Raw genomic sequence first — 24,101 nt, 5'->3', positions numbered from 1 at the left:
TTCAAGAATGAAAATAAAAGTTAGAGTATCTAATGCCGAGGATACAAAATATGCTGATATAATTTGCCAAAAAATTCAGGAATCAGCAAAAATTAGAGGAACTGGAATTGCAAAAAAAGATCCAGAATACATTAAATCTAAAATGGTTGATGGATTTGCTGTAATTGCTTTCTTCAATAAAAATTTAGCAGGATTTAGTTATATTGATGTTTTTCAAAATAAAGAATTCATAGTTAATTCTGGATTAATTGTATTTCCTGAATTTAGAAAAAATGGGCTAGCAAAGATTATAAAATTAGAAATTTTTAACCTATCTAGAAAAAAATTTCCAAACTCAAAAATTTTTAGTATTACTACAAACAATACTGTTATTAAAATAAATACAGATTTAGGATTTAAGCCCGTTTCTTTTAGTAAAATTACTAAATCAGAAGAATTTTGGAAAGGCTGTAAAAGTTGTGCAAATTTTGACATATTAATACGTAACAAAAAAAAAATGTGTTTGTGCACTGGTCTTTTGTATAACCCTAGAAAAATTTCTTCATTTACAAATAAAAGTAAAAATTGTTTGTATATAGGAGATAAAATATTACTGGCTTATAGTGGAGGATTAGACACATCTTTTTGTTTAAAATATCTCATACAGAAAGAATATGAAGTCCATACAGTTATTATTAATACAGGAGGTTTTAATAAAGAAGAATTAAAAGTTATTGAAGATAGAGCCCTAAGTATTGGAGCAATGTCTCACAAAACTATTGATGCAATAGAAGAATATTATCAAAATTGTATTAAATATCTTATATTTGGAAACATTTTAAAGAATAATACATATCCACTTTCAGTAGGATCTGAAAGAATTTTTCAAGCTATTAAAATAGCAGAATATGCAAGTAATGTTAAAGCAAAAGCAATTGCTCACGGAAGTACTGGAGCAGGAAATGATCAAGTAAGATTTGATACAGCATTCAAAATTATTTGTCCAGATAAAATTACATTAACCCCTATAAGAGATATGAAAATGTCTAGGATAGAAGAAATTAAGTATTTAAAAGATAGTGGGATATTTATGGTGTGGGATGAGTTTGAATACTCAATAAATAAAGGAATTTGGGGGACAAGTATAGGTGGAAAAGAGACCTTAACTTCTCATAATGATTTTCCAGAAAAAGCATATCCAACTAGACTTAAAAAAAATACAAGTGAAAATTTAGAATTAGAATTTGAAAAAGGAGAATTAGTAAGTGTAAATAAAGAAAAAGGAAATGCCGTAAAAAATATAATAAAAATAGGGAAAATAGCATCAGAATTTGCTATAGGTAGAGATGTCCATATAGGAGATACTATTTTGGGAATTAAAGGAAGAGTTGCATTTGAAGCCTCAGCTGCAATAATTATTATTAAAGCTCATCATTTATTAGAAAAACACATACTTACAAAATGGCAACTTTATTGTAAAGAACAATTGGCTAATTGGTATGGGATGTTACTTCACGAAGCTCAATATTTAGATCCGGTTATGAGAGATATAGAAAAATTTCTTATAAGTACACAAAAAAGATTAACAGGGACTGTAAATATTATATTGTATCCTTATAGATTTCATTTAGTAGGTATAAAATCTAAATTTGATTTAATGTCATCATCTAACGCGGCCCATTATGGTGAAATGAATAATACTTGGACGGCTGAAGATGTAAAAGGATTCACGGAAATTTTTAGTAATCAAATGAGAATATATCATAATTTAAATAATGAAGAATAATGGTTGAAGTAGGTATAATAGGAGGTACTGGATATACTGCTGGAGAGTTAATTAGGTTAATGATCCATCACCCAAAAGTAAATATTAGAAATATAGTTAGTAGAAGTTCCCCAGGAACTTACCTACATCTTATTCATTCAGATTTATTAGGAGATGTTAATAATATTAAATTCTCTAATGAAATAAAAAATGATGAATTAGATATAATATTTCTATGTTCAGGACACGGAAGATCTAAAAAAGAATTATTTAATATATCAGATAAAATAAAAGTAATTGACCTAAGTCAAGATTTTAGAATGATAGAAAATTCTACTTTTAAAAAAAGAAATTTTATATACGGATTACCGGAGTTACAAAAAAATATAATTAGACAATCAGATAATATAGCAAATCCTGGATGTTTTGCTACATCTATTATTCTATCTATTTTACCATTAGCTAAAAATAATTTGTTAAAAAAAAACATTCATATAAGTGCTATAACTGGTTCTACAGGATCTGGTAAAGAACACAGTGAAACAAGTCACTTTAGTTGGAGAAATAACAACATTTCTGCTTATAAGATATTTACACATCAACATTTATGTGAAATAGAACAAATCATTAATAAAGTACAAAATAATTTTGTATCTAAAATTTATTTTGTACCCTATAGGGGAAACTTTACTAGAGGTATAATATCTACTACATACACTGAAACTGATATATCTTTAGAAGACAATAATACTATATATAAAAAATATTATAATGATCATCCATTTGTTCATATTTCTGATATTAACGTAGATGTGAAACAAGTTGTAAATACTAATAAATGTATTTTGTATATAACTAAAGAAAAAAATAAATTGATTATAATAAGCATTATAGATAACCTTATTAAAGGTGCATCTGGACAAGCTATACAGAATATGAATCTCATGTTTAACATAGAAGAAACATGTGGTTTAATATTAAAATCTATTCGTTTTTAATAAAAAAACAAACATGAAATTATTTGATGTTTATCCAATTTTAGATATTGAATTGGATAAGAGCGAAGGGGCATATGTGTTTGACGTAAATGGAAATAAATATTTAGATTTTTATGGAGGCCATGCAGTTATTTCCGTAGGGCATTCACATCCGTATTATATAAATGCTATTAAAAAACAAATTAATAAGATTTGTTATTATTCAAATAGTGTTTTAATATCTAAAAAAAATAAATTAGCAAATCTTCTTGGAGATATTTCAGGATATGAAAATTATTCTTTATTTATTTGTAATTCTGGAACAGAGGCAAATGAAAATGCATTGAAAATTGCTTCTTTTCATACTGGTAAGAAAAAATTCATCGCCTTTAAAGGGTCTTTTCATGGAAGAACTAGTGGAAGTGTGTCAGTAACAGATAATTATAAAATAGTATCTACTTTTGATGCTCAACATCAAACTTTATTTATAGATTATGAAAACCTATTTTTATTGGAGAAAGAATTAGAAAAAGGAGAAATTTGTGCAGTAATTACAGAAGGAATACAAGGTATATCTGGAATTATAGATCCTGGATTGATATTTTTTCGTTCCATAAAAAAGTTATGTGATAAATATAATACTATACTTATAATTGACGAAATACAGAGTGGATATGGAAGAACTGGTGTTTTTTTTTCTCATCAATTATACTTTATAAAACCTGATTTAATTACTGTTGCTAAAGGAATGGGTAATGGGTTCCCCATAGGGGGGGTATTAATACATCCAAAGTTTAAACCATATCATGGAATGTTGGGGACAACTTTTGGTGGAAATCATTTAGCTTGTACAGCTGGAATTTCTGTATTGGAAATAATTAAAAATGAAAATCTAATTGAAAATGCAAATAATATGGGAAAAATACTTTTCAGAGAGATGAACTTAATTCCAGAGATTAAAAAAATCAGAGGAAGAGGACTTATGATAGGAATAGAATTTGAATTTCCCATTAAAAAGTTGAAAGATACTCTAATTTATAGAGAAAATGTTTTTATTGGAACATCTAATAATCCATATGTTTTAAGATTATTACCTCCATTAAATATTAATGAAGATCATATATGGCTATTCTTGAAAAAACTAAGAAAAGCCTTATCATCATATAAATAAAAATATGTAAAAAAATAATACAAAAAAATAATAATGCAAAAAAGAAAAAAAGGAATGCTAGTATTGAAAGATGGGACAAAATATGAAGCATTATGTTTTGGAGCTATTGTATCTACTTCAGGAGAAGTTGTTTTTAATACATCTATGACAGGATATCCGGAAAGTATTACTGATCCTTCATACAAAGGACAAATTTTAGTTTATACGTATCCTATAATAGGTAATTATGGTGTACCTCCATTTTCTTACGGAAATGAAACTATTTCTGAATTTTATGAATCAGATAGAATTCAAATATCAGGATTAATTATTTCTTATTATTCAAAACGTCCATATCATTGGAATATGTATCAATCTCTATCCAATTGGTTGTATAAAAATAGAATACCTGGTTTGTATGGAGTAGATACTAGATTCATAGCGAGAAAACTTAGGGAAAATGGTGGGGCATTACTGGGTAAAATATTGATGGAGAATGAAAATATTCCTTTTTATGATCCAAATAAAGATATTCTTTCTGAAAAAGTTTCAGTTAAAGAAAAAAAAACATATGGAAATGGAATATATAAAATATTACTTTTAGATTTTGGATTAAAGAATAATATATTAAGATGCCTTTTGCATAGAAACTGTACTATTGTAAGAGTTCCATGGAATTATAATTTTACTGAAGAAAAATATGATGGAATATTAATTTCCAATGGGCCAGGAAATCCAGAAATTTATGATAAACCTATTCATTATCTACGTAAAGCAATGAATAAAGACATTCCTATATTTGGAATATGTTTAGGAAATCAGCTTTTAGGAATTGCTGCTGGTGGATCAACTAGAAAATTACAATATGCACATAGAAGTCATAATCAACCAGTAATATCATTAAAAACAGGAAAAAGTTACATTACTTCACAAAATCATGGATATGTTTTGGATACAAGTAATTTATATAAAGATTGGAAAGTTTTTTTTAGGAATTTAAATGACGATACTTGTGAAGGGATTATTCATGATTATAAACCTTTTTTTTCTGTTCAGTTTCATCCAGAAGCTACCAGTGGACCTACAGATACCGAATTTTTATTCGATATTTTTATTAATTCAGTTATTAAAAAAAAAATGATAGGATAAGAATATTCAAAAATTAATGAAATGAAAATAGATAAAGTACTTATCCTGGGTTCAGGAGCATTAAAAATAGGAGAAGCTGGAGAATTTGATTATTCTGGGACGCAAGCATTAAAAGCTCTTAAAGAAGAAGGTATTTATACTATATTAATTAATCCTAATATAGCTACAGTTCAAACTTCTAAAGAAATAGCTGATAAAGTCTATTTTCTTCCTCTAACTCTATTTTTTATAGAAAAAGTGATAAATAAAGAAAAACCTAAAGGAATACTACTGACCTTTGGGGGGCAAACTGCATTAAATTGTGGAATACAACTTTTTAAAGAGGGAATTATAAAAAAATATAGTATAGAAGTATTAGGGACGTCTATTGAATCCATTATTAATAGTGAAGATAGAAATTTATTCATAAATAAATTAAATTATCTAAATATAAAGACATCTAAAAACTTTATAGTTTATTCTGTAGACGATGCTATTTATAGTTCTACACAAATAGGATTTCCAATGATTATTAGATCTTCTTTTACATTAGGAGGATTAGGAAGTGGAATAGCTAAAAATATAGATGATTTAAAAAAAGTAGTTAATAATGCTCTTTCTTATTCTTCTAAAGTTATTGTAGAAGAATATTTAGACGGATGGAAAGAAATTGAATACGAAATTATAAGAGATAAATATGATAATTGTATTTCTGTATGCAATATGGAAAATTTTGATCCTGTTGGAATTCATACAGGGGAAAGTATTGTTGTAGCTCCATCACAAACTTTGACAAATTATGAGTATTTTAAATTAAGAGAGATAGCAATATTTATAGCAAAGAAGTTTAAAATAGTTGGAGAATGTAATGTACAATTTGCATTAAATTATAAATCTGAAGATTATCGTGTAATAGAAGTTAATGCACGTCTTTCACGTTCTAGTGCCCTTGCATCAAAAGCTACTGGATATCCTATTGCATTCATTGCAGCAAAATTATCAATAGGATATGGATTACATGAATTAAAGAATTCTGTTACAAAGAATACTACTGCTCTTTGCGAACCAGCTTTAGATTATGTTGTATGTAAAATACCCAGATGGGATATGGATAAATTTTACAAAGTTTATAACAGAATTGGTAGTAGTATGAAAAGTATTGGAGAAGTAATGGCAGTAGGAGGTTCTTTTGAAGAAGCTATACAAAAGGGAATACGTATGTTAGATATTGGGAAGCAAGGGTTCATAAATATAAATAAAAAAAGTAATAAAATAGCATTGTCCGATAAACTTTTAAAGGAGCATCTAAAAGTGCCTACATCTCAAAGAATTTTCTTTTTAGAAGAAGCTTTAGAAAAAGGAATTTCTATTCAAGAGATCCATTCATTAACAAGAATAGATCCATGGTTTTTATCCCAACTAGATAATATTTTGCAAACAAAAAAAAAAATAAAATATATAAATAGTTGGTATGAAATTCCATATAAATTATTAAAAGAGGCGAAAATGTTAGGATTTTCAGACATGCAAATTGCTAGTATTTTTTTTTACAAAAAAAATAACAAGAACAAAAATGTTTATGATTTAGAAAATAAAATAAGAGAATTACGAAAAAAAATAAATATAATACCTTATGTTAGAAAAATTGATACTTTAGCATCTGAATATCCAGCAAATACAAACTATTTATATTTAACTTATCATGCTATTCAACATGATATTTGTTACGAAAAAGATAAAAGATCTGTAATAATACTAGGTTCTGGAGTTTATAGGATAGGTAGTAGTGTAGAATTTGACTGGTGTTGTGTAAATGCATTATATACTATTAATGAAGAATCTTATAGATCTGTAATGATTAATTATAATCCTGAAACAGTTAGTACAGATTTTGATTTATGTGATAGATTATATTTTGAGGAAATTACCTTAGAACGTGTATTAGATATAATTGAATTAGAAAACCCCAAAGGAACTATAGTATCTATGGGAGGACAAATTCCTAATAATTTAGTTTTAAAACTTTATGAAAAAAAAGTTAAAATTTTAGGAACAGCTCCAACTTCTATAGATAAAGCAGAAAATAGATATAAATTTTCTAATGCTATGGATAATTTAGGAATTTTACAACCTAGATGGAAAGAATTCACTGATTTTTATTCTATTAAAAAATTCGTAAAAGAAGTTAAATTTCCTATATTAATTAGACCTTCATATGTTCTATCAGGATCAAATATGAAAGTAATTTTAAATCAAGTAGAACTAAAAAATTACTTAGAGAATATAGTAGGAACTATTTCTACAGAATATCCATTAGTAATTACAGAATTTATAAATGAGGCAATAGAGATTGAATTCGATGCAGTTTCCCAAAACGGAAAAATATTATTTTATGCTATCTCTGAACATATAGAATTTGCAGGGGTACATTCAGGAGATGCTACATTAGTACATCCTCCAAATATCAATGATCCTCATCTATTTAAAGAAATTATACAAATATCTGAAAAAATATCAAAATATTTCGATATATCTGGCCCTTTCAATATTCAATTCTTATATAAAGATAATAATATTAAAGTAATAGAATGTAATCTAAGAGCTTCTAGGAGTTTTCCTTTTGTATCTAAAGTATCTAATTTTAATATGATTAAGCTTGCGACTAAAGTTATTCTTGGAAAAAAGAAAAATAAAATAGAAAAAAGTTTACTTAATAATAATAATAAAAAATTTTCAGGAGTAAAAGTTTCTCAATTTTCTTTTTCTAGATTAGAATATGCTGATCCTATTTTGAGAGTTGAAATGTCTTCTACAGGAGAAGTAGCATGTTTAGGAAATACTTTTTACGAAGCATTATTAAAGGCGATGCTTTCTGTTGGGTATACTATTCCAAAAAAGAACATATTTATATCTATAGGACCTATAAAGTCAAAATTAGAACTTTTAGATTCACTGAAACTTTTACATAAAAAAGAATATATATTGTATGCAACAGAAGAAACCTATAACTTTTTATCCAAGTATGAAATTCCATCAATATTAGTTCATTGTACAAATACAAATATGAAAAAAAATGTTTTTAAACTCATAAAAAATAGAAAATTTGACTTAGTTATTAACATTACAATTACAAATACAAATAGAGAAAAAATAAATAAATCAGAATTGGATAATGGATATACTATTAGACGATCTGCTATAGATTTTAATATTCCTTTACTTACTAATGCTAGGTTAGCTAAAATTTTTATACAATCATTTTGTTATTTATCTATGGAAGAATTACTTATAAAATCTTGGAATGAATATAAATGAATAAGATAATAATTTTCATGAATATGAAAAATTTTTTTAGTGTAAAAGATGTATTTAATGTATATGATCTTATTAAAGAAACTATTTATTTGAAAAAAAATCCGTATAAATTTAACAATATTGGAAAAAATAAAACAATTGGGTTAGTTTTTTTTAACCATAGTTTACGAACAAGAATTAGTTGTCAAAAAGCTGCTTTTAATTTAGGATGCAATACTTGGATTTTAAATATTAATAAAGATTCTTGGAAGATAGAAGTAAATGATGGTATTATCATGGATAATACACAGGAACATATTAAAGAAGCTATTTCAGTAATGAGTTTATATTGCGATATTCTTGCAGTAAGAACTTTTCCTAATCTTATAAATAAAGATTATGATTATAAAGAAATTTTGTTCAAAAAAATATTAAAATATTCTAAAGTTCCAATTGTTAATATGGAAAGTGCAACTTTGCATCCTTTACAATCTTTATCAGATTTAATAACTATTGCAGAATGTACAAATTTTTTTAAAAAAAGATGTAAAGTTGTATTAAGTTGGGCTCCCCACGTAAAAGCATTACCTCATTCAGTAGCAAATTCTTTTTCTCAATGGATATTAAAAATTAATAAAATAGATTTTACAATTGTATGTCCAAAAAAATATGAATTAAATGAAAAATTTTCTAATGGAGCTAAAATAAGACACAATCAAAATGAAGCTTTCATAGATGCGGATTTTATTTATGCAAAAAATTGGAGTAGTTATTTATATTACGGAAAAATACTTGGAGATCATAGAGATTGGATGATTACGAAAAATAAGATGAATATTACTAATAAAGCTAAATTCATGCATTGCCTACCTGTAAGAAGAAATATAGTAGTGGAAGACTCAGTTTTAGATAGTGATGATTGTATTGTATTGAAACAAGCAGAAAATAGAGTGTATGCATCACAGATAATTTTCTTGAAAATTTTACAATCTTTATCATGAGAATACATATAGTAAAAATTGGAGGAAATTTAATTAATAAAGAGAATTTATTACATTCTTCTCTAAAATACTTTTGTAAGTTACGTGGATACAAAATTTTGATTCATGGAGGAGGTAGAAAAGCAGATGAAATATCTAATAAAATGGGGATACAAAAAAATATTGTACAAGGAAGAAGAATAACTGATAAAGAAACTTTAGACTTAGTTGTTATGACTTATGCAGGAATACTAAATAAAAATATTGTTGCTTTGTTACAGTATTATAAATGTAATGCATTAGGTTTATGTGGAGCAGATGGAAACTGCGTACAATCATTTATTAGAAAAGAAACAAATATTGATTATGGATATGTAGGAGATATTGATATAAAAGGGGAAAATATTAACGCATTTTTGATTAAATTTTTATTGAGAAACCATATTACACCTGTATTCTGTTCAATAACTCATAATGGATTAGGACAACTTCTCAATACCAATGCAGATACTATTGCCTCTAATATTGCTATATCGTTAGCAAATGAATGTAAAGTAGAATTACATTTTTGTTTTGAAAAAAAAGGGGTTTTACGAGATATTAAAGATAATGAATCTTATTTTCATGAAATTAATTTTCATTTATTTAAGAAAATGAAAAAAAATCATATTATTAAAGATGGGATGATCCCTAAATTAGAAAATGCATTTTTTGCTTTACAAAATGGAGTCTCAAAAGTAAGTATTGGATTGCCAGAAAATTTAAATAATGTAAACAATAAGACTATTTTATGTCTGTAGTATCTTTGGAAATTTTAAAAAAAGAAGCTATACAACTACTAATACAAATTATAAATACTCCTTCTATATCTAAAAAGGAACATAAAGTGTCAGTATTAATTGAAAATTATCTTAATAAATATGGATTCTACGTTAAAAGAAAATTTAATAATATATGGACTAAAAATTGTAATTATCCTGAAAATAAAAATGTAAAAACTATTTTATTTAATTCTCATTGCGATACAGTAAATCCGGGAAAAAATTGGATAACAAATCCTTTCATTGCTGTGAAAAAAAAAGAAAAAATCATAGGATTAGGCAGTAATGATGCAGGGGGATCAATAGTATCTATGATATCTACTTTTATATATTTGAGTAATCTACCTAAATTGTCATATAAATTAATTCTTTCTATTACTGCTGAAGAAGAAATATCCGGAACATTAGGAATAAGATCAATTTTACAAGATATAGGACATATAGATTTGGGAATAGTAGGAGAACCTACACATATGCATGTTGCCATTGCTGAGAAAGGTTTAATAGTATTAGATTGTATAGCGAAAGGAAAAACTGGGCATTCCGCTGGAAATTCAAAAAAAAGTATCAATGCTATTTACATTGCTATTAAAGATATTGAACATTTGAGAAATATACATTTTGATAAGAAGTCAGATTTGTTAGGAAACACTACTTTAAATGTAACTCAAATACAAGGTGGGTATCAACATAATGTTATTCCTGATTATTGTACTTTTGTTATAGATATTAGAACTAATGAATTTTATAAAATTAATGATATAATTAAGATGATAAAAAATAAAATTAATTCTAAAATAAAACTACGTTCTTGTCATTTTAATTCTTCTTTTATAAATACAAAACATCCCATTGTATTGCGAGCTAAATTAATTGGAAGAAAAACTTATGGATCACCTACACTTTCAGATCAAAGTATTATGAGTTTTCCAACTATTAAAATGGGAGTTGGTGATAGTTTACGTTCACACACTTCTAATGAATATATTCTTAGTTCAGAAGTAAAAAAAGGAATAGATATATATATTAAGTTGTTAAAAGATTTTAAATTTTTAATTTGAAACAAAATAGGTAAATTTGTTTTGTTCTTTTAAAAAAAAGTTTTTTATGTTAAAAGAAATAAATGATAATAACTTAAATAAAATAATAATAGAATCAAAAATACCTATTCTAGTGGATTTTTGGGCCCCATGGTGTGCTCCATGTAGATCATTATCCATTTTATTAGAAGAAATATTTACTAATGAATATAAAAATAAAGTATTATTTTTTAAGTTAAATGTGGATGATAACCCAGTATCTTCTTCTAAATACGGAATAAGAAGTATACCGACAATCATTTTTTTTAAAAACGGAGAAAAAAAAAATATTCATATTGGGACAGCATCTAAAAATGATATTAGAAATAAATTAGATGCTCTACTATAATGAAATAATTATTATTTTATTTGGTCTGGTAGTTCAGTTGGTTAGAATACATGCCTGTCACGCATGAGGTCGCGGGTTCAAATCCCGTCCAGACCGCATTTTTTTTTGTTTATAGATAAAAGTTTTGATTCTTTTTTTTAACATCGTTTTATAGTTTTATAACATCTGGTTCCGGTAATAGATATTCTTTTTTTTTATGATTGTTGTGAGAATAGTAGTCTATTACTTTTTTAATATCTGTTAAATCAATAAAAGGACATTGTAAACGAATTAATTCATTTTTATTATAAAATAATAAGTCTCCTTTACCTATTAATTGTTCTGCACCTGAGCAATCTAATATTGTTCTTGAATCTATTTTTGAACTTACTTTAAATGCAATTCTTGCAGTAAAATTAGACTTTATTAATCCAGTAATAACATCTACGGATGGCCGTTGTGTAGCTATTACTAAGTGAATTCCTACTGCTCTAGCAAGTTGAGATAACCTAGTAATATAAACTTCTATTTTTTTTGTTTTCAAAGAAATATTTAGATCTGCAAACTCATCAATAATTATTATAATATAAGGCAAATGATATTTTTTTTTTTTATTAATAACATTATTATACTCTTTAATGTTTCTAACTTTACATTTTTCTAAAATAGAATATCTTTTATCCATTTCTTTGCATAAAGAATTCAATATAATTTCTGTATCATTAGAATTTGTAATAATAGGATTTATAGAATTTGGAATTGTAGCAAAATAAGATTTTGATATTTTTTTGTATATAGACAATTCTACCTTTTTTGGATCAATTAATATGAATTTTATATCTTCTGGTTTTTTTTTATATAATAAAAATACAATGATAACATTTAATCCTACAGATTTCCCCTGACCAGTTGATCCTGCTATCAATAAATGAGGTAATTCTGTTAAATCTATTATAAAAGTTTCATTAAAAATAGTTTTTCCTAAGGAAATAGGAAGGTCCATTTTATTACATTTTTTTTCTATTCCTTCTGAAAGTAAAATATCTTTCATATACACAATGTAACGAGTACTATTGGGAATTTCTATTCCAATGGAATTTTTTCCAGGTATAGGTGCAATTATTCTTATAGATGTTACCGACAAACTTAAAGCAATTTCATTTTCTAAATTTTTTATTTTAGAAATACGTATACCCATGTATGGATATATTTCATATACTGTTACAGTAGGCCCTATGATAGTTTTTACTTGAAAAATCTTTATATTATAATAACCAAGAACCTCAATAATTTTTTTTTTATTTGATTCAAAGTCAATTTCAACTGGAATTTGAGTTTTTTTTTTTAAAATAGTGTGTAATGGCTTTTGATTGTTACTATCATTATCATTTTTTGTACGATAATTTTTTTTTATAGAATTTATAGAAAAAGATAGAGTATTACAAAGTTTTTTTTTGTCATAAAACAGTATTTTTTTTTTTCTATCCTTATGAAAAAGGGGATAGTTAACTATCAAATAGAAAATAAAACTTATAAAAATAAGAATATAAACTCCAATTTTTCCAAAAAGATTGATTAATAAATTTCCCAACTCAAAACCCATAATTCCGCTAAGCAATCCTTTGTAAGGAAAAAAAATATAAGAACTTAAAGGAATCCATATGCTAAAAAATATAAATTTATATATTACCGATATATAAACAGGATTTAAAAATTTTTTTTTAAAAAAGAAAATTTTAAATCCTGTTATAAATAATAATACAGGAAGAAAAAAAGCACTTATTCCTATTCCACAGTAAATAAAATAATGAGATACAGCTGCCCCAATTTTTCCGAGTAGGTTTTCCGCAATTACTTCGTTATTTAAAAGTTGATATAATTTGCTTTGATCGTTTTCCCAATGAAAAAAAAAAGAAAAGAAACTTAAGAACAAAAACAAGCTAATTCCTAATAAGGAAAATACAAATATAGATAGCATTATACTATTATTTTTTATATTATTTTTATGTTTTATATTCATATTCAATATTCAGTATTTGAAAAAAAGTAAATTAAATATTTTATATTTTTTGTTTTTATTTAAAAAAATTTATCTATACTTAATACTGTAAAATTTATTATATTTATTATATAAAATTAAAAAAATGAAAAGAACAAAAATTATTTTTATTATTATAGTATTTTTTACTATTACTAGTAATAGTAATATTCTTTTTGCAAAGAATAAAAAACATCTTTATCATAAATATGATGGTAAAATAAATACTCCCAATATTTTTTTAGATTTTTATAACAATATTAATTCTTCAATTTTAATACAAGATAAAAATTGTATTAGTCATGGATCAGATTTTTATAATGATACTAATTTGAGTGTATTAGGAAAAGTTAATAACAAAACTGATTTTTTCATATCAAAAAAATTAAAACATCCAGAACAATATGAAGAACAAAATTATTATTTATTTGATTTAGCATATTTAAAACACAAGTTGAACGATAAGTTTAACTTAATTATTGGAAAACAACCAATACCTTTGGGTAGTACAGAATCTTCTAATTCAGATGATGAAAAATCAGATACATATATCTATTCAGATTTGTATAAAATTAAAACCCATCCTATTGGAATAGATTTTGTTTTTTTACCCGTCAAAAATCATAAATTTCAATTACAAATTGCAAATAACATAAACATTAATAGGAAAGATGGGTCAACCATACCTACCTTAGGAGGAACAATAAATTGGAATTGGAAGAAGGATCTAATGGAAAATAAATGGTCTTACTCTATTTTTAAAGAAAATGAAAAAAATAAATTTTGGAAATTATTAGCGTTAGGTAGTAAATTGAACTTAAAACCTATTATTGTTGAAGGAAATTATATATTTAGTGAAGAAGATATAGAAAAAAACGGTGAATTGACAAATATATTACAAAACTATCATGACAAAATTCCATCTACAAAATTTGGTACATATATTTTGAAATTAAAATACAATTTTAGTCCAAAATGGAATGTATTTGCAAAAGGATCATATGAAATAGGTATTTATAAAAATAAAGAAAAAGTAATGCAAGATGATCAAGAACATGTTCTTTTAAAAAGTAATCAACTATTTAAAAAATCGTATACTTATGGCGGAGGAATAGAATTTTTTCCTTCAAATGAAAATCTTAGTGTTAATTTAGCATATCAAAATAGAATAGATAATTATCCTATATATAAAAAAGAAAACAAAAATGAGCATTTTATTCTTTTAGGAATGAATTACCGTATGAAAATAAAATAATAATTTTAATCAGTAAAATAATAAAAAATATAGAGTTTTACTGTAACTCTATATTTTATCTATTTTATGTTTATGAAAAAAATAGTACTTTATTTCGGATCTTTTAATCCAATTCATTTAGGGCATGTAATGATTGCAAAACACATTATAGAATTATTTGATTATATAGATTATGTATGGTTTATTGTTTCTCCACAAAATCCATTAAAAAAAAAATCCTTGTAGATTATGAACATAGAATGAATATGGTAAATCTTTCTATTTTCACAAACAAAAAGATGGTAGTTATGGATATTGAATATGGAAATACTCCTTCTTATACAATAGATACCTTAATACATGTAAAAAAGAAATATCCTTATGATAAATATAAATTCTTTATTCTTTTGGGAAAAGATTCTTTTTTTTCTTTTAGTAAATGGAAAAATTATAAAATTATTTTAAATCAATATGATATTTTAGTATATCCAAGATCGGGGATATACAAAACTACATCTTATGAATATGAAAATAAAGAAAATATTGTATTTTTACAAAATGCTCCAATAATTGAAATATCATCTTCTTTTATTAGAAACTCCATTAGAATCAATAAAAATATTAAATCTTTTCTTAACGAAAAAGTTTGGATTTATATCCATAAAAATAAATTGTATAGTGTATAGTAGTATTGTATGTTTATGTTTTAAAAATAAGTTATAAATTTATTTTTTTTTAAAGTATAAATATGCTATTTTTAATAATCTGGAGAACTCTAATATTTTGAATATTCTTTCTATTTCATTCCAATTAGGTTTTACTATATAAAATTTTTTTTCATTGAAAGTAACAAATGGGACATTAGTTATAATAGTTACTAATTTTTTGCATAATAAACCTAATTTTTTGTTTTTTTTAACGTTTTCCTTCATTTTTCCGTTTAAATCATGTATAGAATGTAATAAATTTTCAATACTTCCATATTTTTTAACAAAAAAATTTGCGGTTTTCTTTCCTATTCCTGGTAATCCTGGTATATTATCAGAAGGATCTCCAATCATACTAAATAAATCTATAATTTGTTTTGGGTGATTAATATCAAATTTTTTTTTAATATCTTCTATCCCCAATATTTTTTTAGAATTTCCTTTAAATGGAGGTATATAAATGTTAATGTTTTCTGTTGCTAGTTGAAAAAAGTCTTTATCTAAAGATATAATATAAACAATATATCCTTTTTTTTCTGCAATTTTTGCAATTGTTCCTATAATATCATCTGCTTCATATCCATGTTTAGAATAAAATAATGGAATTTTGAAAGATTCTAAAATCCTTGCAATATAAGGAACAGCTATTTCAATAGCTTTTGGCATTTTCTTTCTATTTTTCTTGTATTTTTCATATTTTATTTTTCTAAAAGTTACTTGATTAGTATCAAAAACAACTGCCATATATTTTGGATTTTCATTATATAAAGTATTTATTAAAAAGTGGGTGAAATTCATAATAGGAGAAGTATTTAGTCCTGAAGAAGTAAAAAGAGGAGTTTTAATATATGCATAATAACTTTGATAAATAAGAGTATATGCGTCTATCAAAAATAATTTTTTATGATTATTCATATATAAATTTTTAATTTAAATTTCTTTTCAATAATTAATTATGTATTATGAAAAAATCAACTAAATATTTAGTTACTGCAGCCTTACCATATGCAAACGGACCAATTCATATTGGACATTTATCAGGTGTTTATTTACCAGCAGATGTATTCGTTCGTTTTCTTAGAAAGAAAAAAAAAAATGTTCTTTTCATAAGTGGTTCAGATGAACATGGAGTCCCTATTGCAATACAAGCTAAAAAGGAAAAAAAAACTCCTAAAGAAATAGTAAATAAATATCATTATATGATTCATGATACCTTTATTAATTTTGGGATACAATTTGATAATTATTCTAGAACTACTACAAAAATTCATTACGAAATTTCTACATCTTTTTTTATAAAGTTTCATAATAAAGAAGAAATATTCGAAAAAATATCTTATCAGTATTATGATGATAAGTATGAACAATTTTTATCAGATAGGTATATATCTGGAATATGTCCTCATTGTAAAAAAGAAGAAGCATATGGAGATCAGTGTGAGTATTGTGGAAGTTCATTAATCCCTGAAGATTTAATAAACCCTAAATCCACTATAAGTGGGGCCACACCTATATTAAAAAAAACAAAACATTGGTATCTTCCTTTGAATAAATACCAAGAATTTTTGGAAAATTGGATTTTAATTCACCATAAAAAAGATTGGAAAGTAAATGTATATGGACAAGCAAAATCTTGGTTAAAAAAAGGATTGGAACCCAGACCTATAACAAGAGATTTAAATTGGGGTGTTCCTGTTCCAATAAAAAAATATAAGGAAAAAGGAAAAGTTTTATATGTTTGGTTTGAGGCCCCTATAGGATATATATCTTCTACTATAGAATGGTCTAAACGAAATAAAATTGATTGGAAATCTTATTGGAAGGATAAAAAAACCAAATTAATTCAATTTATAGGAAAAGATAATATTGTATTTCATTGTATTATTTTTCCGATTATTCTAAAGGCATATAATGATGGATATATTTTACCAGATAAAATATTAGCTAATGAATTTCTCAATTTAGAAAATAGGAAAATATCTACTTCTAAAAATTGGGCGGTTTGGGTGCATGAATATCTTGTTGACTTTCCAAATCAACAAGATGCATTACGTTATGTTCTTATAGCTAATATGCCGGAAAAAAAAGACAATAATTTTAATTGGAAAGATTTTCAAAGAAAAAATAACACAGAATTAGTAGCAGTATTAGGAAATTTCATAAATAGAAGTTTAACTCTAGTGAAAAAATACAATAATGGAATTGTCCCAAATCCTGGAATTTTATCTATAAAAGATAAAAATATACTAGAAGAAATTAATAATTATCCTAAAATTATAAGCATTTCAATAGAATCTTATAAGTTCAAAGAGTCTTTATCACATTTTATGAAATTAGCTAGAATAGGAAATAAATATTTAACCGAAGAAGAACCTTGGAAAAAAACAAAAAAAAAACGTCTATATACAATACTTTATGTATCCATACAAATAGTTGCTATGCTGTCTCAATTAGCTGAGCCATTTCTACCACATACGGCAAAAAAATTATTAAATATGCTTCGTTTAAAACCTTTTTCTTGGGATAATTTAATGAATATGAAAAAGCTATTGTATCCAGGACATTTATTAGGAAATTTAACATTATTATTCAAAAAAATAACCAATGAAAGTATTGATGAACAAATTAAAAAATTAAATACTATACATAAAAAAAAAAATGATAAATGCTAGTAATATTATTTTTAAAAATAAAACGGAGAGAGAGGGATTCGAACCCCCGGAGGAAATTACCTCAACGGTTTTCAAGACCGCCGCATTTAACCACTCTGCCATCTCTCCATATTTATTTCTACTATATTTCTAAGAATATCCTGCATAGTTTCTCTTTTTCTTATTAAGAAATCTTCTCCATTTAAAATTAAAACTTCAGAAGGTCTATAACGAGAATTATAATTTGAGGACATGGAAAAACAATAAGCACCAGCATTATTTATACACAAAACATCTCCTTCACGAATTTCAGAAATTTTTCTGTTTATTCCAAAAGTATCAGATTCGCAAATATATCCTACTACTGTATAAAATCGTAATCGACCTTTTGGATTGGAAATGTTTTCAATATAATGAAACGCATTATAAAACATAGGGCGTATTAAATGATTAAAACCAGAATTCACTCCGGCAAATACTGTAGAAATTGTGTGTTTAATTACATTAACACTTACTAAAAAATATCCAGATTCACTTACTAAAAATTTTCCAGGTTCAAATATCAAAGATATTTTTCTACCATAAACATTGCAAAAATCATTAAATTTATTTGTTATACAATTACTTAAATATATGAGATCAGTTTTTAGGTCTTTTTGGGTATATGGAACTTTAAATCCACTTCCTAAATTTAGGTAATCTAGATCAGGAAAATCTATAGCTGTTTTAAATAATATTTCAGATGCTGTTATGAAATGATTTATATCAGATATATCTGATCCTGTATGCATATGAATACCTTCTATTTTTAGTCCTGTATTACGTAATATTCTTTTTATATGAGGAATTTGATAATAGGATATTCCAAATTTTGAATCTATATGTCCTACGGAAATTTTTTTATTTCCTCCTGCCATTATATGTGGATTTATTCTTATTCCTATAGAATAGTTTTTAAATAACTCTCCAAATTGTTCTAAAATGGATAAATTATCTAAATTTATTCTAACTCCTAATCCTACTGCTTTTTCAATTTCTTTAATTGATACACAATTAGGAGTAAATATTATTTCTTTTGGTAAAAATCCAACTTTTAATCCTATTTCAATCTCTTGAATAGAAACAGTATCTAATCCACACCCCATTTTTTTTAATATTTTTAATATATTAGGATTGGTATTAGCTTTACAAGCATAATTAATTCTAAGCTTTTTTATTCTACTAAAAGCATTATTCATTTTTTCATATTGCTCCTGTATTTTACAGGAATCATATATGTAAATAGGTGTTCCGTATTTCTTTGCTAATTTCATTAAATTATCTTTAGAAATAGGTTTTATTGTTGTATGTTTTAATTCATTCATCAATAATAGAACTTAATTATTTTTATAATAAAGATAAATGAATAACATCATTAATATTTTTAACATAATCAAATGTTAATCCTTTTAGGTATTCTAACTTAATTTCTTCTACATCTTTTTTATTATCTTTAGAAAGAATAATCTCCTTTATATTAGCTCGTTTAGCTGCTAGAATTTTTTCTTTAATTCCACCTACAGGAAGGACTTTACCTCTCAATGTGATTTCCCCAGTCATAGCTAAATTTGGTTTTAATTTTCTATTTGTGTAAATAGAGACCATAGAGGTTAACATAGTAATTCCTGCTGACGGCCCATCTTTAGGAACAGATCCTTCAGGAACATGAATATGTACATTTTTCTCTTCAAACATTAAAGGATTTATATTAAATTCTTTATAATTAGCTTTAATATAATGTAAAGCAATTGTTGCGGATTCTTTCATTATTTCTCCCAAATTTCCAGTTATGCTTAAATTTCCTTTTCCATTAGATAAAATAGATTCTATGTATAAAATATCTCCTCCAAAAATAGTCCAAGCTAGCCCAGTTACAACGCCTGGGATATGATTCCCTTCATAACGATCTGGATCATTTGGTATTCCAAGAATATTTTCTATTTTTTTAACATTTATACGTTTAATATATTTTTTATTCATTGCAATGTGTTTTGCTGCATAACGTGCTAATTTAGCTATATGTTTTTCTAGAGTTCTTAATCCAGATTCTCTAGTATAGCTTACAATTACCTTTTCTATTTGTCTAGATCCTAGTGTTAAATCATATTTTTTTAAACCATTTTCCTTCAATTGTTTTGGTAAAATGTGCTTTTTTACAATCTTTGTTTTTTCCTCTACGGTATATCCGTTAATTTCTATTATTTCCATTCTATCTATAAGTGCAGGTTGGACATTAGTTAATGAATTAGCTGTAGCAATAAACAATACTTTTGATAAATCATAACCCATTTCCAAAAAATTGTCGTAAAATGAAGTATTTTGTTCCGGATCTAAAACTTCTAACATAGCAGAAGAAGGATCTCCATTAGTTCCCAAGCTCATTTTATCAATTTCGTCAATTACAAAAACAGGATTAGATGTTCCAACTTTTCTAATGGACTGTAATAATCTACCTGGCATTGCCCCAATATAAGTTCTCCTGTGACCTCGTATTTCTGATTCGTCGTGTAATCCACCCAAAGAAATACGTATATATTTTCTTTTTATGGCAGTTGCTATAGATTTTCCTAAGGATGTTTTACCTACTCCAGGGGGTCCGAAAAAACATAATATAGGGGAACGCATATCTCCTCTTAATTTTAAGACAGCCAAATATTCTATAATACGTTCTTTTACTTTTTCTAATCCATAATGATCTCTATCTAATATCTTTTGTGCATATTCTAAATCAAAACTGTCCCTTGAATATTTTTTCCAAGGAAGATCTAACATTAATTCCAAATAATTTCTTTGTACAGTATACTCTGGCATTTGAGGATTTGTTCTTTGCATTTTTATAAGTTCTCTTTCAAATTGTTTCTTAGCTTCTTTTGGCCATTTTTTCTTATACGCTTTTTCCCGCATTTCATCAATTTCTTTTTCATAGGAAATATCTCCTAACTCTTCTTGAATTGCTTTAATTTGCTGATGTAAAAAATATTCTCTTTGTTGTTGGTCCATATCACTTCTAACACGAGATTGTATGTCATTTTTTAATTTAATTTGCTGATGTTCAAGGTTTAAAAATCTCAAAGTTTCCATAGCTCTTTTTTTTAGATCATCGTATTCTAATAATTTTTGTTTATCATTAGTAGCTAAATTCATATTAGCTGCTACAAAATTTATTAAAAAAGAAGGACTTTCTATATTTCGTATTGCAATACTGGCTTCAGATGGTATATTAGGATTATCCTGAATAATCTTTATAGCTACTTCCTTTATAGATTCTACCATAGCAATGTATTCTTTATCCTTACAGGAAGGTTTATTTTCTTCTAAAGCTATAATTTCAGCTTTAAAATAAGGATTGTTTTGTATAAACCTATTCACTTTAAATCTTCTTTTTCCCTGTAAAATTACAGTAGTATTTCCATCAGGCATTTTTAACAATTTCAATATTTTAGCTACAGTGCCAATTGTATACAAATCTTTTTCACTAAGATTTTCTATTTCAGAATTTTTCTGTGTAAGTACTCCTACTGTTTTATCTAATCCATAAGCATCTTGTAATAATTGTATTGATCCACTTCTTCCTGCAATAATTGGAAAAACAATTCCAGAATATAAAACCATATTCCTTACTGTTAATATACATATTTGTTCGGGAATATCGTCTTTAAGTAGCTGATCTTCTTCATCTTGACTCATTATTGGAATAAATTCAGTTTCAGACTCAAATCCAGATTCGGTAAATATATTTTTTAGTAACATAAAAAAATAGATTTCATACTTAAACGATGCAAATGATGATAAATTAAAAAAAAATTAATTAGAACAAAACTAAATATACTTTTTTCTATATGAAAAAAAAAACCCTTTACAGTAAGGATTTTTCTTTTGAAAATAGTTTATAAAAATATGTTAAATGTTAATAAAATATATTTTTATTTTTTTTTAAGCATCTTTATAAAAAGATCTTCTGTTAAAATTTTTATATTATTTTTATTCATACTTTTTTCTAATTTAGATCCATAATTTTTTCCAACTATTATGAAATTAATTTTATTATTTACAGTATTTAATACGACGCCACCTAATGATTCTATTATACTTTTAGCTTTATTTCGCGTCATACAGGATAATTTACCTGTAAAAACAAAATAATTCCCTTTTATAGGATTATTTTCCTTTTTAACTTTTGATTGAGAAAATTTTAATCCAATTTTAATAAGTTCTTTAATTACTGTTCGGTTTTGTTTTATGGAAAAATAATTAATAATACTTTTAGCAATTTTTTCTCCAATACCTAATATGGAAATTAATTGGTCATAACTTGCATGTATAAGATAATGAATGTTTAAGAAATTTTTTTCTAATATATTGGATATATATTCTCCAACATAACGAATACCTAAAGCATGTAATACTTTGTTATAAGTACTTTTTTTAGAAATTTCTATACTTCTAATAATATTATTAGCCAGTTTTTCTTTTACTTTATCTATTTGAAGAAAATTTTCTTTACTCAAATTGAAAAAATCAGGAAAATCATATAAAAAACCATGAAAATATAGTTTTTCAATCATTTTTTCTCCAATATTTTTTATATTCATTGCTTTATCGCTAGAAAAGTGTTTTAATCTCATTATTCTTTTTGAATAACAATTATTATTTGTACAATAAAATAATGCATTTTTCTTTGTTAATATACTATAACATGATGGACAATTCTTTAAAAAAGATATAGGAATAGAATTTATTAATCTTTTTTTTGTATTTATTTTTGTTAATTTTGGAATAATATCACCTCCTTTTTCTAAAAAAATAGTGTCTCCATGATAAATTCCTTTTTTTTGAATAAAAGTATCATTATATAATGATACTTTTTTTACTATAGTACCAGAAATTATAATTGGTTTAATATTAGCTATCGGAGTTATAATTCCAGTACGTCCTACTTGAAAAGTTATGTTGCTTAGTTTAGACTCTGAAAGTTTTTGTTTAAACTTATAGGCTATTGCCCAACGTGGAAATTTTTCTGTGTATCCTAAAATGAATTTTTGTCTATATTCATTTACTTTAATAACAATTCCATCTATTTTATAAGGAAGTTTATTTTTTTTAATTGTACAAAAATCTATGTAATTAAATACTTCTTGTAAATTTTTACATAAACGTGAAAATTCTGGGGTTTTAAATCCCCAATACTTCATTTTTTTTAAAGATTCATATTGAGAATGTTCTAATCTTACGGCATTAAATGCAACGAAATATAAATTTATATTTTTTATTATTTCTTTATCACGTATTTGAATAATTCCACTAGCCGTATTTCTAGGATTAGAATATGGATTATTTCCATTTTTAACACGATTTTTATTAATTTCTATGAAATCTTTTATAGGAATAAAAATTTCTCCTCGTATCTCCATATAAAAGGGGTAGTTTTTGCCTTTTAATTTTTGTGGAATAGATTTTATAGTTCGTATTTTATCTATTATATCTTCTCCTGTTTCTCCATCTCCACGAGTGATTGCATTAGATAATATACCTTTTTTATAAATTAGATTTATGGATACTCCATCATATTTAATTTCACATATAAAAGAAAAATTTGCAATTGATTTTCTTATTTTTTTTTCCCAAATTTTCAATTCTTTTTTAGAATAACAATTATTTATAGAATACATTTTGTATTTGTATTTATAATAATTTTTACCATTTGTTTTTACCCCAACATTTAAAGTTGGAGAAGTGGAATCATATAAATATGGATATGTTTTTTCCAGATCATATAATTCTTTCATTTTTTTATCGAAAGAAAAATCTGATATATCAGATCTATGTAAATTATAGTATTTTAAATTATACTCTGATAACTTTTTCCTTAGTTTATAGATTTTATTTTTACTTTTTCTATCAATTTTTTTTCCTTTTTTTTTCTCTTTCATA

Annotated in this window: 16 protein-coding genes, 2 tRNA genes and 1 pseudogene; 13 read left to right on the top strand and 6 right to left on the bottom strand. The window is 25.1% G+C overall.

Features of this window, described 5'->3' with window-relative positions; translation table 11 throughout:
• The first annotated feature begins 7 nt into the window (after positions 1 to 7).
• The 10 genes from H0H76_RS01515 to H0H76_RS01470 all read left to right on the top strand — a co-directional run bounded on the left by H0H76_RS01515 (position 8) and on the right by H0H76_RS01470 (position 11,618).
• On the top strand, positions 8 to 1,765 hold the full coding sequence (locus tag H0H76_RS01515) for an argininosuccinate synthase domain-containing protein (RefSeq protein WP_185855298.1): 1,758 nt from the start codon (positions 8 to 10) through the stop codon (positions 1,763 to 1,765).
• On the top strand, positions 1,765 to 2,742 hold the full coding sequence (gene argC, locus H0H76_RS01510) for an N-acetyl-gamma-glutamyl-phosphate reductase (protein ID WP_185855297.1): 978 nt from the start codon (positions 1,765 to 1,767) through the stop codon (positions 2,740 to 2,742). Before H0H76_RS01515 ends, argC begins: the two co-directional genes overlap by 1 nt.
• A 13-nt stretch (positions 2,743 to 2,755) precedes the next feature.
• Positions 2,756 to 3,892: an aspartate aminotransferase family protein gene (locus H0H76_RS01505; protein WP_185855296.1), complete on the top strand. Its 1,137-nt coding sequence runs from the start codon at positions 2,756 to 2,758 to the stop codon at positions 3,890 to 3,892.
• Positions 3,893 to 3,925: 33 nt separating this feature from the next.
• Complete coding sequence (gene carA / locus H0H76_RS01500; protein ID WP_185855295.1) at positions 3,926 to 5,020, top strand: glutamine-hydrolyzing carbamoyl-phosphate synthase small subunit; 1,095 nt, start codon at positions 3,926 to 3,928, stop codon at positions 5,018 to 5,020.
• A 21-nt stretch (positions 5,021 to 5,041) separates the two neighbouring features.
• Positions 5,042 to 8,314 (top strand): carbamoyl-phosphate synthase (glutamine-hydrolyzing) large subunit, encoded by a 3,273-nt coding sequence (gene carB, locus H0H76_RS01495; RefSeq protein ID WP_185855294.1) that lies wholly within the window; start codon positions 5,042 to 5,044, stop codon positions 8,312 to 8,314.
• 23 nt (positions 8,315 to 8,337) lie between these two features.
• On the top strand, positions 8,338 to 9,294 hold the full coding sequence (locus H0H76_RS01490) for a Rossmann-fold NAD(P)-binding domain-containing protein (protein WP_185855784.1): 957 nt from the start codon (positions 8,338 to 8,340) through the stop codon (positions 9,292 to 9,294).
• Positions 9,291 to 10,073 (top strand): acetylglutamate kinase, encoded by a 783-nt coding sequence (gene argB / locus H0H76_RS01485; protein WP_185855293.1) that lies wholly within the window; start codon positions 9,291 to 9,293, stop codon positions 10,071 to 10,073. Before H0H76_RS01490 ends, argB begins: the two co-directional genes overlap by 4 nt.
• On the top strand, positions 10,064 to 11,155 hold the full coding sequence (locus H0H76_RS01480; protein ID WP_185855292.1) for a M20/M25/M40 family metallo-hydrolase: 1,092 nt from the start codon (positions 10,064 to 10,066) through the stop codon (positions 11,153 to 11,155). The genes argB and H0H76_RS01480 overlap by 10 nt, the downstream gene beginning before the upstream one ends.
• A gap of 46 nt (positions 11,156 to 11,201) precedes the next feature.
• A complete protein-coding gene (gene trxA, locus H0H76_RS01475) occupies positions 11,202 to 11,522 on the top strand; it encodes a thioredoxin (RefSeq protein ID WP_185855291.1) in 321 nt (106 codons plus the stop codon).
• Positions 11,523 to 11,544: 22 nt separating this feature from the next.
• A tRNA-Asp gene (locus tag H0H76_RS01470) sits at positions 11,545 to 11,618 on the top strand.
• 52 nt (positions 11,619 to 11,670) lie between these two features.
• Here the strand turns inward: H0H76_RS01470 and H0H76_RS01465 are convergent.
• The gene (locus H0H76_RS01465; protein WP_185855290.1) at positions 11,671 to 13,521 is read right to left on the bottom strand and encodes a DNA translocase FtsK 4TM domain-containing protein; all 1,851 of its coding nucleotides are present in this window, start codon (positions 13,519 to 13,521) and stop codon (positions 11,671 to 11,673) included.
• A gap of 124 nt (positions 13,522 to 13,645) precedes the next feature.
• Here H0H76_RS01465 and H0H76_RS01460 point away from each other — a divergent pair, with 124 nt between their 5' ends.
• Positions 13,646 to 14,794, top strand: a complete 1,149-nt coding sequence (locus H0H76_RS01460) for a porin (RefSeq protein WP_185855289.1) — start codon at positions 13,646 to 13,648, stop codon at positions 14,792 to 14,794.
• Positions 14,795 to 14,860: 66 nt separating this feature from the next.
• A pseudogene (nadD, locus tag H0H76_RS01455) lies at positions 14,861 to 15,459 on the top strand (nicotinate (nicotinamide) nucleotide adenylyltransferase).
• Between the two features lie 39 nt (positions 15,460 to 15,498).
• Here the strand turns inward: nadD and H0H76_RS01450 are convergent.
• Positions 15,499 to 16,395 (bottom strand): 5'-3' exonuclease, encoded by an 897-nt coding sequence (locus H0H76_RS01450; RefSeq protein WP_185855288.1) that lies wholly within the window; start codon positions 16,393 to 16,395, stop codon positions 15,499 to 15,501.
• A 47-nt stretch (positions 16,396 to 16,442) separates the two neighbouring features.
• Between H0H76_RS01450 and metG the strand changes: the two genes are divergently transcribed.
• Positions 16,443 to 18,152, top strand: a complete 1,710-nt coding sequence (gene metG / locus H0H76_RS01445) for a methionine--tRNA ligase (protein WP_185855287.1) — start codon at positions 16,443 to 16,445, stop codon at positions 18,150 to 18,152.
• Positions 18,153 to 18,175: 23 nt separating this feature from the next.
• Here the strand turns inward: metG and H0H76_RS01440 are convergent.
• From H0H76_RS01440 to ligA, 4 genes are all read right to left on the bottom strand, one after another.
• Positions 18,176 to 18,260 (bottom strand) — tRNA-Ser (locus H0H76_RS01440).
• Positions 18,239 to 19,495 (bottom strand): diaminopimelate decarboxylase, encoded by a 1,257-nt coding sequence (gene lysA / locus H0H76_RS01435; protein ID WP_185855286.1) that lies wholly within the window; start codon positions 19,493 to 19,495, stop codon positions 18,239 to 18,241. The genes H0H76_RS01440 and lysA overlap by 22 nt, the downstream gene beginning before the upstream one ends.
• Positions 19,496 to 19,517: 22 nt before the next feature.
• On the bottom strand, positions 19,518 to 21,920 hold the full coding sequence (gene lon / locus H0H76_RS01430; RefSeq protein ID WP_185855285.1) for an endopeptidase La: 2,403 nt from the start codon (positions 21,918 to 21,920) through the stop codon (positions 19,518 to 19,520).
• 173 nt (positions 21,921 to 22,093) lie between these two features.
• Positions 22,094 to 24,100 carry an NAD-dependent DNA ligase LigA gene (gene ligA, locus H0H76_RS01425; RefSeq protein ID WP_185855284.1) on the bottom strand — a complete coding sequence of 669 codons (2,007 nt, stop codon included), beginning with the start codon at positions 24,098 to 24,100 and terminating at the stop codon, positions 22,094 to 22,096.
• Between the last annotated feature and the right edge of the window lies 1 nt (position 24,101).

The organism is Blattabacterium cuenoti, from assembly GCF_014251275.1.
Classification (GTDB): domain Bacteria; phylum Bacteroidota; class Bacteroidia; order Flavobacteriales; family Blattabacteriaceae; genus Blattabacterium; species Blattabacterium cuenoti_AG.
This window is presented reverse-complemented; position numbering and strand designations above follow the sequence as displayed.

Coding starts and splice junctions, on each gene's coding strand:
- H0H76_RS01515 (WP_185855298.1), top strand. CDS start 8: ATGAAAATAAAAGTTAGAGTATCTAATGCCGAGGATACAAAATATGCT.
- argC (WP_185855297.1), top strand. CDS start 1,765: ATGGTTGAAGTAGGTATAATAGGAGGTACTGGATATACTGCTGGAGAG.
- H0H76_RS01505 (WP_185855296.1), top strand. CDS start 2,756: ATGAAATTATTTGATGTTTATCCAATTTTAGATATTGAATTGGATAAG.
- carA (WP_185855295.1), top strand. CDS start 3,926: ATGCAAAAAAGAAAAAAAGGAATGCTAGTATTGAAAGATGGGACAAAA.
- carB (WP_185855294.1), top strand. CDS start 5,042: ATGAAAATAGATAAAGTACTTATCCTGGGTTCAGGAGCATTAAAAATA.
- H0H76_RS01490 (WP_185855784.1), top strand. CDS start 8,338: ATGAAAAATTTTTTTAGTGTAAAAGATGTATTTAATGTATATGATCTT.
- argB (WP_185855293.1), top strand. CDS start 9,291: ATGAGAATACATATAGTAAAAATTGGAGGAAATTTAATTAATAAAGAG.
- H0H76_RS01480 (WP_185855292.1), top strand. CDS start 10,064: ATGTCTGTAGTATCTTTGGAAATTTTAAAAAAAGAAGCTATACAACTA.
- trxA (WP_185855291.1), top strand. CDS start 11,202: ATGTTAAAAGAAATAAATGATAATAACTTAAATAAAATAATAATAGAA.
- H0H76_RS01465 (WP_185855290.1), bottom strand. CDS start 13,521: ATGAATATAAAACATAAAAATAATATAAAAAATAATAGTATAATGCTA.
- H0H76_RS01460 (WP_185855289.1), top strand. CDS start 13,646: ATGAAAAGAACAAAAATTATTTTTATTATTATAGTATTTTTTACTATT.
- H0H76_RS01450 (WP_185855288.1), bottom strand. CDS start 16,395: ATGAATAATCATAAAAAATTATTTTTGATAGACGCATATACTCTTATT.
- metG (WP_185855287.1), top strand. CDS start 16,443: ATGAAAAAATCAACTAAATATTTAGTTACTGCAGCCTTACCATATGCA.
- lysA (WP_185855286.1), bottom strand. CDS start 19,495: ATGAATGAATTAAAACATACAACAATAAAACCTATTTCTAAAGATAAT.
- lon (WP_185855285.1), bottom strand. CDS start 21,920: ATGTTACTAAAAAATATATTTACCGAATCTGGATTTGAGTCTGAAACT.
- ligA (WP_185855284.1), bottom strand. CDS start 24,100: ATGAAAGAGAAAAAAAAAGGAAAAAAAATTGATAGAAAAAGTAAAAAT.